The sequence below is a fragment of the Gramella sp. AN32 genome, assembly GCF_023718305.1.
Classification (GTDB): domain Bacteria; phylum Bacteroidota; class Bacteroidia; order Flavobacteriales; family Flavobacteriaceae; genus Christiangramia; species Christiangramia antarctica.
The window spans coordinates 310,303-324,956 of record NZ_QEYO01000002.1 but is presented as its reverse complement, the minus strand read 5'-3'; the positions used below and the strand labels follow the sequence as shown (position 1 = coordinate 324,956).

The following is a 14,654-nucleotide window of genomic DNA, read 5'->3' as shown; positions in this document are numbered from 1 at the left end:
TTCAATGTAAATCAATGTAATATGGAGACCCTGAAATAAATTCAGGGTGACGAAAGAACTTTTAGGGCAGAAAACGGATATACATAATAAAGAATGATGAAAAGAATTATTGCTATTCTAATTTGCGTAATCTTTCTGTATTCCTGTAGTGGAGAAAATCTTTATGAGTTTAAAGATCTTACTGCGGAAGATGATTATATATATTCTGTTTATATATATCCCAAGAATGAGGGACAGCCATTTTCTTATAAAATCGTGCATTATCAAACTAACGGATATAATGAGATCATTAGCCGTACTATGTCTACATCGGTGAACAATAGAAATCAGAATGAGCTATACTCAGTGAAAGGGTATAGACAAAATGGTATCAAATTTTATCCTGAAGAAAATATAGGAAAAATATACTTTTTATTATCTGAAGTGGGGCCTTATGATGGCTATATTGGATATCCCATATTTCAATATATCACCGATGGAGAAAAATCTGTTAATGTTGGTTTTGATTTTCAAACAAATACCAGAGTGATTCAAGAAGATATTTCGGAAGGAAATTAAGAAGCTTCGGCGAAAAGCTGATGCCTTTTTTTTCTTTTTTGGTGAATTTTAGCGAGGAAGGCGTTGGTCTCCTTAAATTTTGGAGTTAACCGGGCTAATAAGCCGTCGGCAGTATCGGTCATTTCCATACCGCATTTTGCGCACTTGTATTCATGAACATGATTCGTGATATTTTTGGATACTTTTAATTTATGGCCAAACATGTTACAATGTACCTTCGCTAATGAAAATGAAGAGGGGCTAGATTGGTTCATATTGCTTAGATTTTTGATTTTCTATTCCTAAATTATTAAATTAAAGTTAATTAACAGACAAAATGTATCAATTATTCGATGAAATGCATGTTTATCCCAATTTTGAGAGTCGATTTCTCATATATGTTTAAAAATTTTATTTCTCTCAAAGCACTATATATTATAGAGTTTTCTAAAAATCAATTCGTTGGAGCACTTCATATCATCTGAAAATTTAATAAAACAAGAGTGCTTTTTATAAAATATAATACGTAATACTTTTCCTACATAAATGAATCCGTTACGCACTTAAAATTTTCTTCTTGGCCAATTTTGTTGAATATTTCTACACCTTTCCCCAACTATCTTAACAAAAAATTAGAGCGATTCCAAAAATCATTAGATTGAATTTTAAATAAAAAATCCTAATTGACTGATTTTAAAAAATTTGTATAAACCTTAATTAAATACACACCTTTAGAAATACAGGTTAGTATCATTGATAAATTTCACGACACTATAAAATGCAAAACCTTTGCCAGAATTTTAATTTTTTGCATCAAAAAAAACCATCATTTTCATGATGGCTCTGTTTTATTTTTATGAAAATTAGTTCATAAGATCTTCGATCTCTTCAGCTTCAATTGGAATATTCCGCATTAAATTAAAAGGCTCTCCACTTTCCTGAATCACTACATCGTCTTCCAAACGAATTCCGAAGCCTTCATCTGGAATATAAATTCCCGGCTCCACTGTAAAAACCTGGTTAGCCTGCATTTTTTCTGTAAGAATCCCATAATCATGTGTATCCAGACCTATATGATGTGACGTCCCATGCATAAAATACTTTTTATAAGCTGGCCATTCGGGATCCTCTTTTTGCACATCGGCTTTATCGATTAATTTAAGCCTCAACAATTCTGAAGTCATCAGTTTCCCCACCTCCACATGATATTCTTTCCACATTGTACCGGGAACAAGCATCTTTGTCGCTTCATTTTTAACTTTATTAACCGCATTATACACTTCTTTTTGTCTTTCAGAATATTTTCCGGAAACCGGAATCGTCCTGCTCAAATCACTGGAGTAATTGGCATATTCCGCACCAGTGTCCAGTAAAATAAGTTCCCCGGCTTTACACTGGTTATTATTTTGAACATAATGCAGCACATTGGCATTATTCCCGCTGGCGATGATGGGCGTATAGGCAAAGCCCCGAGAGCGGTTCCTGATCATTTCGTGATAATATTCCGCTTCGATTTCATATTCCCAAACTCCGGGTTTTACAAATCCCAAAGTTCTGCGAAAGGCTTTTTCAGTAATATCACAAGCCTTTTGCATTAAATCCAGTTCGATGGAATCTTTTACCGAACGCAATCTTTGTAAAATAGGATTGGACTTGGCTACCTGATGGGCAGGATATTTTTCCTTACAGGTTTTAATAAATCGATCTTCCCTAGTTTCAGTTTGATGATTGGCACGATAATGCTCATTGGTATTGAAATAAACAATTTCTGCCTGGGTCATCACTTCATAAAAAACCCGCTCAAAATCCTTTTTCCAATACACAGTTTTTATTCCGCTTACTTCAATGGCATCATCTTTGGTAAGTTTTGCTCCTTCCCAAATAGCAATATGTTCATTGGTTTCAGTCAAAAAGAGAATTTCCCTGTGTTTAGGATCTGGCGCATCGGGGAACAAAACCAAAATACTTTCTTCCTGGTCTACGCCGCTTAAATAAAATAAATCCCTGTTTTGCTCAAAAGGCATGGTACTATCTGCCCCAATTGGGTAAATATCATTAGAATTAAAAACTGCAAGACTCTTCGGCTTCATTTCTTTCATGAAATTCTTTCTGTTTTTTATAAAAAGTTGAGCATCTATTCTATCGTACTTCATGGGTGTATTTTTCAATTTTCTCAAAATTAACGGGAATTGTAAACAATCCCTATTATTGGCAATTAAAATTTTCAGGAACCAAGGGTTTTAGTATTTTTAAGCATTCACAAAAAAATTTATGAAACAAACAACCACGCTTTTCAGTATTTTTTTACTTGGAATTTCTTCTGTTTTCGCACAGCAACCTGCAACCAGTGGAGCCGATCTAAAATCAGCTTTTACCAAAAAACAGGATCTCAACAATAGTTCGATTGTAAAAAATCTGCCTTTACAAAATATTGGTCCTACCGTGATGAGCGGCCGGGTAACCGACTTTGATATAAATCCTCAAAATCCTATTGAATTCTATGTAGCCTATGCTTCGGGTGGTTTATGGTATACCAATAATAACGGCACCAGTTTTTCTCCGGTTATGGATAATAGTCCTACGCAAAACATAGGTGATATCGCGGTAGACTGGAATACCGGAACTATTTGGGTGGGCACAGGTGAAGTGAATGCTTCCCGCTCTTCCTACGCAGGAATCGGATTATTAAAATCTGAAGATAAAGGCGAAAACTGGGAATTTATGGGGCTTCCCGATTCCCATCACATTAGCCGAATTTTAATTAATCCTGAAAATCCTTCTGAAATTGTAGTGGGCGTAACGGGGCATTTATATTCTGAAAATGCTGAGAGAGGAATTTTTAAAACCACTGATGGGGGTAAGAACTGGACGAAAACCCTATTCATCAATGCATCTACAGGAATTATCGATGTAGCCGTAAACCCTGATAATTTTTCAGAAATGTATGCTGCTGCATGGGACAAAGACCGGAAAGCCTGGAATTTTGTGGAAAGTGGCGAAAACAGCGGTATCTATAAAAGTACAGACGCCGGTACTAACTGGAAACTTATTTCTACGAAACAATCCGGTTTTCCGCAGGGTGAAGGGGTAGGAAGAATTGGAATGGTGGTTTTCGATGCGAATACCGTTTATGCTATTGTAGACAATCAGAATAGGCGGGAAAAAGATAAAAAAGAACCAAAAGGTTTACAGAAGGATGAATTCAAAAAAATGAATAAAAATGCCTTCGCGAAACTTGATGATAAAGAACTTGAAGAGTACTTGAGATCCAACAATTTTCAGGATAAATACACGGCAGAAAAGGTAAAAACGATGGTGAAAAATGATGAGATCACTCCAAACGACCTTGCCATTTACCTGGAAGATGCCAATTCCATGCTTTTTGACACACCCGTTATAGGCGCGGAAGTTTATCGAAGCGATGACGCTGGGAAAACCTGGAAAAAAACCCATGATGAATTCCTGGACGACGTATATTACAGCTATGGCTATTATTTTGGAATGGTGCACGTAGACCCTCAGGATAAGGAAGCCATATATATCTATGGTGTACCCATCCTGAAATCTAAAGATGGAGGAAAAACTTTTGAATCTATCGATGCTGCAAATGTGCATGCCGATCATCATGCGCTTTGGATCAATCCCAATCAATCCGGTCACCTAATCAATGGAAACGATGGTGGAATAAATATTTCCTACGATGATGGGGAAAACTGGATCAAGAATAATTCTCCTTCCGTAGGCCAGTTTTATTCCGTAAATGTGGATAATGAAAAACCCTATAATGTTTATGGCGGGCTACAGGACAACGGAGTTTGGGTAGGACCGCACACCAATGAAGAGAGTTCACGTTGGGCTGCTTCAGGACAATATAATTATGAATCGATTATGGGCGGTGATGGGATGCAGGTCGAGATCGATTCCAGAAATTCCAATATTGTCTATACCGGATTTCAATTCGGAAATTACTTCAGAATAAATAGAGAAACCGAAGAGCAGGAATTTATTACCCCAAAACATGAATTGGGCGAAAGTCCGTATCGCTTCAACTGGCAAACGCCAATTTTACTTTCCAGCCACAATCAGGATATTCTATATATGGGAGGGAACAAATTGATGCGTAGTATGGATCAGGGTGATACCTGGGATATGATTTCAGAAGATTTAACTCAGGGCGGCAAAAAAGGTGACGTTGCCTATGGGACTTTAACTACGATAAGTGAATCCCCGTTCCAATTTGGCCTTATTTATACTGGTAGCGACGACGGATTGATTCATGTTACTGAAAATGGCGGCGGAACCTGGACAAATATCAGCACGACGATGCCTAAAGACCTTTGGGTTTCCCGGTTGATCGCTTCAGAACATGCTAAAAATCGAGTATATGCAACCTTAAACGGGTATCGTTGGGATGATTTTAAACCATACGTCTATGTTTCTGAAGACATGGGGAAAACATGGAAATCTATTGCTTCCAATTTGCCATTGTCTCCGGTAAATGTGATTAGGGAAGATGCGAAAAATGAAAATATTCTATACTTGGGAACCGATAACGGCGTGTATGTTTCTCTGGATAAAGGCGGAAAATGGCAGGCATTCAATACCAATATTCCAAATGTGGCTGTTCATGATCTTAGAATTCAAAAAGAAGCTGAAGACCTGGTTGTGGGAACTCACGGTCGTTCTCTCTATATCGCAGATATTGCCGCTATTTCGAATATGGATATGGAGAAAATGAAAAGCGCGGTAAGTATTTCTTCAGCGGAATCGGTTAGGTTTTCATCCCGATGGGGAAATTCCTATAATAAATGGATGGATCCTTATCAGCCGGAATTGCCATTTACGTTCTATGCAGATAAAGCCGGAAATGCAACGATTAAAATTAAGACTGAAGGTGGAGCTGAACTTCAACAAATGGAAATAGAAGCCGATAAGGGTTTTAATACAGGAAATTATGATCTCAGTATCACTGAAGGCGCTGCGGAAAAACTGGATAAGTCCGATGAAAAAACGGCTCTTGAAAAAGCTGCAGATGAGAAATATTACATCCCAAAAGGAAAGTATATGCTCGAGCTCAATCTAAATGGTAAAAAAGCGGAAACTGCTTTCGAAGTAAAATAAAGCACTATAGACTGGAAGTCCACAGTTTTAAAATAAAAAATGAAATTCTTTTTAAAGTTAGCAAGTCCTTCCGAATGAGGTAAGAAGAGGAATCTCATTATTATAAGATTTCTCGTCACTCGTTCCTCGCTCTGTCGAAATGACAAGATGTTTTTAGAAACTAAAGTGACTGCCTAAAATTGCAGGGTTTTAACCCTTAACTCGAAATAAAAAAACAAGCCTGCGAAAATGAACAATTTCGCAGGCTTTCTCTATTCGTAAAGTCCTAATCGATTTCTCAGTTTTCGATTCTCATTCTTGAGTTGTTTTATTTGATCAAGCAAATGAGAAATCGCGCTAATTCCCTCCATATTAATATCAAGATCGCGATATAATCGCATCATTTTTTCTAAATTGGCAAGGTGATCGCAGGGAATATATTCAGTTTTTTCCATAACCACCAGTTTAATAATTCCATTTTCGCTAAGCGAGTGAATAAACTGTCTTTCTACCTTATATTTTATGCAAATTTCATCTGTAGGAATTAAATCTTCTGTTTTCATATTCCCGTTTTTTGAAGTTCTTCAAATAATTTTTTCTGTGCTTCCGTAAGCTTTTCAGGAATTTTCACTTTATAAGTAATAAAAAGATCTCCAAATTGTCCTTCTTTTTTATACTTCGGAAAACCTTTTCCTTTTAATTTCACTTTAGTGCCATTCTGAGTTCCGGGTTTTACGTTCAGTTTTACTTTCCCCGTAAAGGTTTCAACTTCAATCTCTCCTCCAAGAATTGCTTTGGTGAGATCAATTTCCTTTTCTGCATATAAATTAGATTTTTCTCGCCTAAAATTGCTGTTGTTTAAAATCCTGAAGGTAATATATAAATCGCCTTTAGGGCCGCCTTGCGCTCCAGCGCCGCCATGACCCGTTATTTTGATCGTTTGTCCATCTTCCACTCCCGCAGGGATCGTAAGCCTTATATTTTTGCCATTTACGGTTAAGGTTTGCTTTTGAGACGTATAAACATCGGTTAAACGTAATTGCAATTCGGCATTAAAATCCTGTCCTTTAAACTGCGGCCTTCTCCCTGCTCCTCTTGTTCTTGCTCCTCCACCAAACATCTGCTCGAAAAAATCTGAAAAAGTATCATCATCAAAATTTCCTGAATAGCCCTGTTGACCGGAGCCACCGCCAAAACCTCCAAAACCTCCAGCACTTCCCTGCCCGCTTCGCGCCTGCTCAAATTGATCGGCATGTTTCCAGTCTTTTCCGTATTGATCGTATTTTTTACGTTTTTCCGCATCACTTAAAACCTCATGGGCTTCATTGATCTGCTGAAATTTAACCTCAGCTTTCTTATCGTTAGGATTGAGATCTGGATGATATTTTCTAGCGAGTTTTCGATAGGCTTTCTTAATATCGCTTTGGCTGGCAGATTGATCCAATTCCAGCAATTTGTAATAATCTATAAATTCCATTAATCTAAGCGCTTTGTAATCTGAAGTGTTTTTGAGTATTCATCATTTCTTTTAATCTGGCTTTGTATAAGGCCAATCTGGCCTAAATGGTAAATATCATGTTGAATAAGCCCATATAAAAGATAGTCAAAATTATATTTCCTGCGGGGTACTTTTTTATCAAGAAAATCATCGCCTTTTTCCCTTAATTGCTCGTATATACCACACTGGCAGGAAACCAGCTTTCTTTTTAATTCTTCCCATTGTTTGGGGGTATTTATGGAAATTTCCGGCCAGTCAGTTTCAGAATTCAACTCAATATCATATCCATCGTTTCCCTTGAGTTTCTCAAGTGCGAACTTTTTCCAGGCGAGTAAATGACCTACAATTTCAGAAACACTATGGGATTGTGGGGCACAGGTTTTATAACCAATACTATGGGGAAGGTTTTCCAGTTTTTTCATAACCGAATCTCCATACCATGGCTCTCCCTCAAAAATTTCTGAAAGCGAAGCGATCAAATGTTCTATTCTGTTTTCCATTTTAAAACTTGCTGTGCATGAAAATTACAAAAATCCCATTTTAACTGCCGTTAAGCTTTTGCTAAATCCTTTCCTCAAAGGAAAGCATAGAAATTTTGAGATAAAAAAATCTAAGGCTTTGGTTTTCTTAATCTAAAAGAACATAAAGTCTTTAGATTGAGTGTAAATAGATTGTAAAAAGGTTCACAAAGTTTGTTGAAAATGATAATGAGCCGTATTTTTGCTACTCTTATATCTAAATAATTCAAAAATTTTATGGCGAAATCTGCGCTCCTAAAGTCATCACTGGCAAAAAAGTACTGGATGGCTTTCTCTGGCCTTTTTCTGTGCCTTTTCCTCGTGGGACATCTATTCGGAAATTTCCAATTATTACTCCCGGTGGGTGATGCTGCAAGGGATCAGTTTAATGAATATGCCTTATTCATGACCTCCAATCCCCTGATAAAAGTTCTTTCATACCTTACTTATTTCAGTATTATTTTTCACGCTATAGATGGGCTAATGCTTACCATTCGAAATCGAAAAGCGAGGCCTCAGGGATACGTAAATTTTAAACCTTCCGCCAATACTGTTTGGGCTTCAAGAAATATGGGGGTATTAGGTACTGTTATCCTGGCTTTTATTGTAGTTCACCTGTATATGTTTTGGGGACAAATGAAGTTTGGTGAATTAAAAGACAATCTTTATACCACTGCGAACGATCAGGAAGTTGCCGACCTTTATACCCTAACGATCCAAACTTTTCAGGATCCTCAAATGGGGCTTATCTGGGCAATATTATATGGAATTGCAATGCTCGCTATTGCCTTTCACCTTAGCCACGGTTTTGCCAGTGGTTTTCAGTCATTAGGGGTTAATCATCCAAAGTACAATGGATTTATTAGAAAAATAGGTTACGCCTTTGCGGTTCTTATTCCACTTGGTTTCGCCATTATACCTTTCTATATTTACTTCGTACTCGATAAAATTTAAGCTATGGGAATATTCGAATCACACTCACCTAAAGGCCCATTGGCTGATAAATGGGTGAATCATAAGAACAAAATTGATCTTGTAAATCCCGCGAACAAACGAAATATAGATATTATCGTAGTGGGAACCGGTTTAGCCGGCGGGAGTGCGGCGGCAACCCTTGCTGAATTGGGATACAACGTAAAAACATTCTGCTATCAGGATTCTCCAAGAAGGGCGCATTCCATCGCGGCTCAGGGAGGGATCAATGCCGCAAAGAATTATCAGGGAGATGGTGACTCGGTTTATCGTCTTTTTTATGATACGATTAAAGGGGGGGATTATCGCTCGCGTGAATCCAACGTATATCGTTTAGCTGAAGTTTCTGGAAATATTATCGACCAATGTGTGGCACAGGGAGTACCATTTGCCAGAGAATACGGCGGACTTCTTGACAACCGTTCTTTTGGAGGGGTTTTAGTTTCCCGTACTTTCTATGCGAAGGGGCAAACTGGACAGCAGTTATTGCTGGGTGCTTATTCCGCAATGAACCGCCAGATCAACCGTGGAAAAATCAAATCTTTCAATCGTCATGAAATGCTGGACATTGTAAAAGTTGATGGTAAAGCCCGGGGAATAATCGCCAGGAACCTTGTTACCGGTGAACTTGAAAGACATAGTGCCCACGCCGTCGTAATTGCTTCAGGAGGTTACGGAAACGTTTTTTATCTTTCTACCAACGCCATGGGAAGCAATGTGACTGCCGGCTGGAAAATTCATAAAAAAGGGGCGTATTTTGCCAATCCTTGTTTTACACAAATTCACCCAACCTGTATTCCGGTTTCAGGGGATCATCAGTCTAAGCTGACTTTGATGTCTGAATCCCTTCGGAATGACGGCCGAATTTGGGTCCCGAAAAATATTGAAGACGCGAAAGCCATTCGTGAAGGCAAAAAGAAGCCAACAGAGCTTTCCGAAGATGAAAGGGATTATTATTTAGAAAGAAGGTATCCGGCTTTTGGGAACCTGGTGCCCCGTGATGTCGCTTCCAGAGCGGCAAAAGAGCGTTGTGATGCCGGGTATGGAGTGAATAAAACCGGAGAAGCGGTGTATCTGGATTTTAGCGCAGCCATTATGCGCTACGGAAAAGAGGCTGCTACTACACAACATCTCAGTAATCCTTCAGAGGATCAAATCATAAAACTGGGAAAAGAAGTGGTGGAAGCAAAATATGGAAACCTTTTCCAGATGTATGAAAAAATCGTAGATCAGAATCCGTATGAAACGCCCATGATGATCTATCCCGCGGTACATTATACCATGGGTGGGGTTTGGGTTGATTATAATTTACAAACAACGATCCCTGGATGTTATGCCATTGGAGAGGCAAATTTCTCAGATCATGGTGCCAACAGGCTTGGAGCATCTGCGCTAATGCAGGGACTGGCCGATGGTTATTTTGTATTGCCTTATACTATTGGTAATTACCTTTCCCAGGATATTAGAACCGGCGCTATTTCTACTAAAACTGCTGAATTTGATGCTGCTGAAAAAGAAGTCAGAGAAAGACTGGAGAAATTTGTCAATAACAACGGAACTAAATCTGTAGATCATTTCCATAAAATTCTTGGAAAGATCATGTGGAACAAAGTTGGGATGGCCAGGAATGCTGAAGGTTTACGTGAGGCTATTTCTGAAATTAGTGCTTTACGGGAAGAATTCTGGAAAGATGTAAAAGTTCCCGGAAATGCGCAAGAGATGAACCCGGAACTTGAAAAAGCCGGTCGTGTTGCCGATTTTCTTGAACTGGGCGAATTATTTGCCAAGGATGCTTTAGATAGAAAAGAATCTTGTGGTGGCCACTTTAGAGAAGAATATCAAACCGAAGAAGGTGAAGCCTTAAGGGATGATGAAAACTTTATGTATGTAGCCGCATGGGAATATACGGGAAATCCTTCAGAAGCTATCCTTCATAAAGAAGAACTGGAATATGAGGATATAGAAGTAAAAACGAGAAGTTATAAATAGAAGTGAGATGTGAGCAATAAGAATTGAGATCTTTATTTCTACAATTCTAATATCTCATATCTGAATACTCAATACTAAAAAGTATGAACCTTACACTCAAAATATGGCGCCAGAAAAACGCCGAAACCAAAGGAAAAATAGTCAACTATTCGGTTGCTGATATTGAGCCGGATATGTCTTTCCTTGAAATGCTGGATGTTTTGAACGAACAGCTGATCATGAAAGGGGAAGAGCCAGTGGTTTTTGATCATGATTGCCGTGAAGGTATTTGTGGTTCCTGTAGTCTCCAGATTAATGGGGAACCTCACGGTCCAGATCGCGGGGTTACAACCTGCCAGTTGCATATGCGTAGATTTAAAGATGGAGATACGATTACTATCGAACCATTCCGTGCTGCTGCATTTCCGGTGATTAAGGATTTGGTGGTAGACCGTGGTTCTTTTGACAGGATTCAGCAGGCTGGGGGATATATTTCCGTAAATACTTCCGGAAATACACAGGACGCGAATTCCATACCTGTAGAAAAAGAGAATGCAGATATGTCTTTTTATGCCGCAACCTGTATTGGTTGTGGAGCATGTGTTGCTGCCTGTAAAAATGCCAGCGCCATGCTATTTACTTCCGCAAAGGTGAGCCAGTTTTCACTATTGCCACAAGGGGAAGTAGAAGCCGATAGGCGTGTTTTGGCCATGGTAGAACAAATGGATAAAGAAGGTTTTGGTAACTGCACCAATACCGGAGCCTGCGAAATTGAATGTCCTAAGGGGATTTCTTTAGAAAATATCGCACGTATGAACCGTGAATATATGAAGGCTTCAGTAAAATAAATTGAAACCAACAAAATATTGAAGATCCCGAACTTTGCAGTCCGGGATTTTTTATTAACCAACTGCTAACTTCATACTTTCTTTTAATAGATAACTTGGAATGGGCTCGTCTAATTTCCATTCAATATTCATTGGTTTAGCACCTGCCGATTTAACAAAATGGGCTTCTCCAATAAAAACGTACGACATCGTAAAACCATATTCGTCGGTATTTTTTTCACGAATAAAAAGAAGAATTTTTTTATTAATACTTTTATGTCTTATATATGAAACTCCTTTAGGAGATTCGGGTGAAGTACTATTTTGAGATTGCCAATGAAATAAGAATTCATTTAAGGCATAATCATCATACATTGTTGTTGGGGAATATTCTTTTTCAGATTTTTTAAGCGTTATAAATAACGCTTCTGTGTTTAATGATTTTTTATAAGCTACTCCTTCTCTATTCGAAGAAGACTTTTCAAATCTATGCAACCTTAATGCTGCTAAAATTTGATCTCGATTATACCGACTGTGTACTTTTAATGGAAAAGAATATCCCAGATCAACTTCTTTCTCGACAATAGCAATTTTTGAAATTAAATATCCAACCACTTCCTTTAACTCATCTATCATTGTAGGATTTACTAAAATGGCGTTCATACTCTCTTGAAGAGAATTAAATCCAAGCTTGGTGCCACTCTCCTGCCATACATCATAGTGAAACATAACACACATAATTTCTTCTTCTTTAGAAAAATTCTCTAATCTAAAATCCTGATTAATTAGCCGTTTAACAAAGTTCAAATAGCTTAACGAATTACAATTAAGAAGTTTTTTTATAATACATCGTGTAAGCTCCTTTTCATTTGGTTCAGTAAACTCTGCAATAACACCTGCATCGGCACATAAGCGTTTCCAGCTCCCCTTTTTGTAAAGTTGTGGTAGTTCTAAATGATTGAATTTAAGAAAATTTTGAATAGAAAGAGATAGCGTAGATTGATGCTTGAAATTTTGGATTTTAACGAGCAGCTGGGGTCTTCTAAAATCTGTAGCAGCTTTTATATTTTCAAGAATTATTTGTTTTGCTTTTTTTTCTAATATAACTGAACAGCCAAGAGGTAAATGGGGAAATTCATCTTCTATTTCTTTTGAAATTGAGGTATGTGTTTTTCCAATTAAAGCTCTAAATTTATGCTCAAAATCATATTCTGCTCTTGCATTTCCAACAAAATCTAAAACTGTTAAAACATCTTTCTTTTCAGCTAAGCGGAGGCCTCGACCTAACTGTTGAAGAAAAACGGTTAAACTTTCTGTAGGACGAAGAAATAAAACAGTATCAATTTCGGGAATATCAATACCTTCATTGAAAATATCAACAACAAAAAGATAATTAATTTCCTTACTCATTAATTTTTTCCTAATTTCTCTACGATAATTTGAATTATTACTGGTAAGATAGTCTGCCTTTAATTCCGCAAGAGTGAATTTTTCCGCCATGTAACGAGCGTGCTTCTGACTTACGCAATAACCTAAAGCTCTAACTTCATTTATGTCAGTAAGATAAGTATCACAATTCTTAATGATATCTCCAACTCGGCGGTCATTTTCAGTGTATAGTTTAGTAAGTTCTGCTACTTCATATTTTCCATTCCTCCAGGAAACGTTGGAAATATCAATAGTATCCGAAATAGCAAAATATTGAAAAGGAGATAATAATTTTCTATTAAGGGCTTCAGGCAATCTTATTTCAGTAGCAATTACATTACAGAAGTCCGTTAAAATATCTTCGCCATCCATCCTTTCAGGGGTAGCGGTAAGTCCAAGTAAAATCTTGGGTGAAAAATACTTTAAAATAGGGCGATAAGAATTTGCCGCGATATGATGGACTTCGTCAACTATAATAAAGTCGTAAAAATCCCTTTTTAGCGCTAAGTTCTGAATTCTATTATTCAAAGTTTGAACCGAAGCAAAAACGTGTTCAAAACTTTCTGGTTCTTGTCCATCAACCCAGAGTTCCCCAAAATTTCCATCGCGTAATATATGCTGAAAAGTTTCTTGTGCCTGTTCTAAAATCTCTTTTCTATGGGCAATAAATAATAATCGGGCAGCGGGAAATTGACTCCTAAATTGTTTAAAATCAAAACCTGAAACCACAGTTTTTCCAGTTCCAGTTGCTGCAACTAATAAGTTTTTGAAACGGTTATGGATTTCACGTTCAGAATGTAGTTTAGCTAAGATTTCTTTTTGATAAGAAAAAGGATTAATATCAAAAAAAGAGGTGGAAATTCTCTTATTTTGATTCTTCTGATTCTGAAGTGACTGTGATAATCTCTCTCGATCTTCTTTTGGTCTATAAAATTCAAATTCCTTATCTTCCCAATACGTTTCAAAGGTTTTCTGAAATTTATCAACAATATGTCCTATTTCTTGAGTAGTCACTTTTAAATTCCATTCTAACCCATTGGTAAGCGCAGAGCGTGAAATATTGGATGAACCAATATAGCCGGTATGAAATCCGGTATTTCTTAAAAATAAATAAGCTTTGGCGTGTAAACGTTCGTGTGCTGTATTGTAGGAAATCTTCACTTCAGTATTGGGTAGGGAAGCTAGATATTCTATAGCTTTTAAGTCTGAAGCACCCATATAGGAAGTTGTTATTATTTTTAGTTTTCTTCCGCTACTGGTAAATTCTTCCAATTCCGCCTTAAAAATGCGTATTCCTGAATATTTTATAAAAGAAACTAACCAGCAAATTTCATCAGCAGAAAGTATCTCTTTTCTAATTTCGCTTTCCAAGGAAATCCCTACCTGATTACCTGTGAAAAGTTCACTTTGACTAAGCCGCGTATAGGGTGTTATCTCTTTTAATCTTTTCCCAAAATTGGAATATGGAAAATCTAATTTTGAAAAAATAGCTTGTAGAATCTTTCCTTCATTGTCAATTATATTTTCAGAGAATTCGAGGTTATTTAATTCCTTTACAAGTAAACGAATAATTTTATTAGATAGTTCAATTTGCCTGATTGGTTTATCACCATCCTCTTTTATTTCATTTAAAGCAAACCTAATTGTTTTGGCAAGGTATAAGCTTAAATATTGTGAAGCTTCTTGTTTATCTAAAGAAATTTTACTTATAAAAAATTCATTTAAATCTAAGGACGCTATTTTATTAGCTACAATTTTATTTATTAGTTGTTCATAGAGTCCTGTTTCAATTCCCATTCTAAGATT

10 protein-coding genes are annotated in these 14,654 nt (G+C 37.1%); 5 read left to right on the top strand and 5 right to left on the bottom strand.

What is annotated here, in order from left to right; translation table 11 throughout:
* Positions 1-93 precede the first annotated feature (93 nt).
* The gene (locus tag DHD80_RS03955) at positions 94-558 is read left to right on the top strand and encodes a hypothetical protein (protein WP_251739794.1); all 465 of its coding nucleotides are present in this window, start codon (positions 94-96) and stop codon (positions 556-558) included.
* Between the two features lie 842 nt (positions 559-1,400).
* Here DHD80_RS03955 and DHD80_RS03950 read toward each other — a convergent pair.
* Positions 1,401-2,690, bottom strand: coding sequence for an aminopeptidase P family protein (locus DHD80_RS03950; RefSeq protein WP_251739792.1), 1,290 nt, complete (start codon positions 2,688-2,690; stop codon positions 1,401-1,403).
* A gap of 118 nt (positions 2,691-2,808) precedes the next feature.
* On the opposite strand from DHD80_RS03950, the gene DHD80_RS03945 reads away from it, so the two are divergent.
* A complete protein-coding gene (locus DHD80_RS03945; RefSeq protein ID WP_251739790.1) occupies positions 2,809-5,658 on the top strand; it encodes a glycosyl hydrolase in 2,850 nt (949 codons plus the stop codon).
* A 251-nt stretch (positions 5,659-5,909) separates the two neighbouring features.
* Here DHD80_RS03945 and DHD80_RS03940 read toward each other — a convergent pair whose 3' ends face one another.
* Genes DHD80_RS03940 through DHD80_RS03930 form a run of 3 tightly spaced genes read right to left on the bottom strand, consistent with a single transcriptional unit; the run spans position 5,910 to position 7,635 of the window.
* Positions 5,910-6,200 (bottom strand): chaperone modulator CbpM, encoded by a 291-nt coding sequence (locus DHD80_RS03940; protein ID WP_251739789.1) that lies wholly within the window; start codon positions 6,198-6,200, stop codon positions 5,910-5,912.
* Entirely contained in the window at positions 6,197-7,114 is a 918-nt protein-coding gene (locus tag DHD80_RS03935; protein ID WP_251739787.1) for a J domain-containing protein, read from the bottom strand. The genes DHD80_RS03940 and DHD80_RS03935 overlap by 4 nt, the downstream gene beginning before the upstream one ends.
* The gene (locus DHD80_RS03930; protein ID WP_251739785.1) at positions 7,114-7,635 is read right to left on the bottom strand and encodes a DinB family protein; all 522 of its coding nucleotides are present in this window, start codon (positions 7,633-7,635) and stop codon (positions 7,114-7,116) included. Before DHD80_RS03930 ends, DHD80_RS03935 begins: the two co-directional genes overlap by 1 nt.
* A gap of 255 nt (positions 7,636-7,890) precedes the next feature.
* Here DHD80_RS03930 and DHD80_RS03925 point away from each other — a divergent pair, with 255 nt between their 5' ends.
* The 3 genes from DHD80_RS03925 (at position 7,891) to DHD80_RS03915 (ending at position 11,441) form a co-directional block, all read left to right on the top strand.
* Positions 7,891-8,607, top strand: a complete 717-nt coding sequence (locus tag DHD80_RS03925) for a succinate dehydrogenase cytochrome b subunit (protein WP_251739783.1) — start codon at positions 7,891-7,893, stop codon at positions 8,605-8,607.
* A gap of 3 nt (positions 8,608-8,610) precedes the next feature.
* Positions 8,611-10,614, top strand: a complete 2,004-nt coding sequence (locus DHD80_RS03920) for a fumarate reductase/succinate dehydrogenase flavoprotein subunit (RefSeq protein ID WP_251739781.1) — start codon at positions 8,611-8,613, stop codon at positions 10,612-10,614.
* Between the two features lie 83 nt (positions 10,615-10,697).
* Positions 10,698-11,441, top strand: a complete 744-nt coding sequence (locus tag DHD80_RS03915) for a succinate dehydrogenase/fumarate reductase iron-sulfur subunit (RefSeq protein ID WP_251739779.1) — start codon at positions 10,698-10,700, stop codon at positions 11,439-11,441.
* 54 nt (positions 11,442-11,495) lie between these two features.
* Here the strand turns inward: DHD80_RS03915 and DHD80_RS03910 are convergent, their stop codons facing one another.
* On the bottom strand, positions 11,496-14,645 hold the full coding sequence (locus tag DHD80_RS03910; RefSeq protein WP_251739777.1) for a DEAD/DEAH box helicase: 3,150 nt from the start codon (positions 14,643-14,645) through the stop codon (positions 11,496-11,498).
* Positions 14,646-14,654: the final 9 nt, after the last annotated feature.

Coding starts and splice junctions, on each gene's coding strand:
- DHD80_RS03955 (WP_251739794.1), top strand. CDS start 94: ATGATGAAAAGAATTATTGCTATTCTAATTTGCGTAATCTTTCTGTAT.
- DHD80_RS03950 (WP_251739792.1), bottom strand. CDS start 2,690: ATGAAGTACGATAGAATAGATGCTCAACTTTTTATAAAAAACAGAAAG.
- DHD80_RS03945 (WP_251739790.1), top strand. CDS start 2,809: ATGAAACAAACAACCACGCTTTTCAGTATTTTTTTACTTGGAATTTCT.
- DHD80_RS03940 (WP_251739789.1), bottom strand. CDS start 6,200: ATGAAAACAGAAGATTTAATTCCTACAGATGAAATTTGCATAAAATAT.
- DHD80_RS03935 (WP_251739787.1), bottom strand. CDS start 7,114: ATGGAATTTATAGATTATTACAAATTGCTGGAATTGGATCAATCTGCC.
- DHD80_RS03930 (WP_251739785.1), bottom strand. CDS start 7,635: ATGGAAAACAGAATAGAACATTTGATCGCTTCGCTTTCAGAAATTTTT.
- DHD80_RS03925 (WP_251739783.1), top strand. CDS start 7,891: ATGGCGAAATCTGCGCTCCTAAAGTCATCACTGGCAAAAAAGTACTGG.
- DHD80_RS03920 (WP_251739781.1), top strand. CDS start 8,611: ATGGGAATATTCGAATCACACTCACCTAAAGGCCCATTGGCTGATAAA.
- DHD80_RS03915 (WP_251739779.1), top strand. CDS start 10,698: ATGAACCTTACACTCAAAATATGGCGCCAGAAAAACGCCGAAACCAAA.
- DHD80_RS03910 (WP_251739777.1), bottom strand. CDS start 14,645: ATGGGAATTGAAACAGGACTCTATGAACAACTAATAAATAAAATTGTA.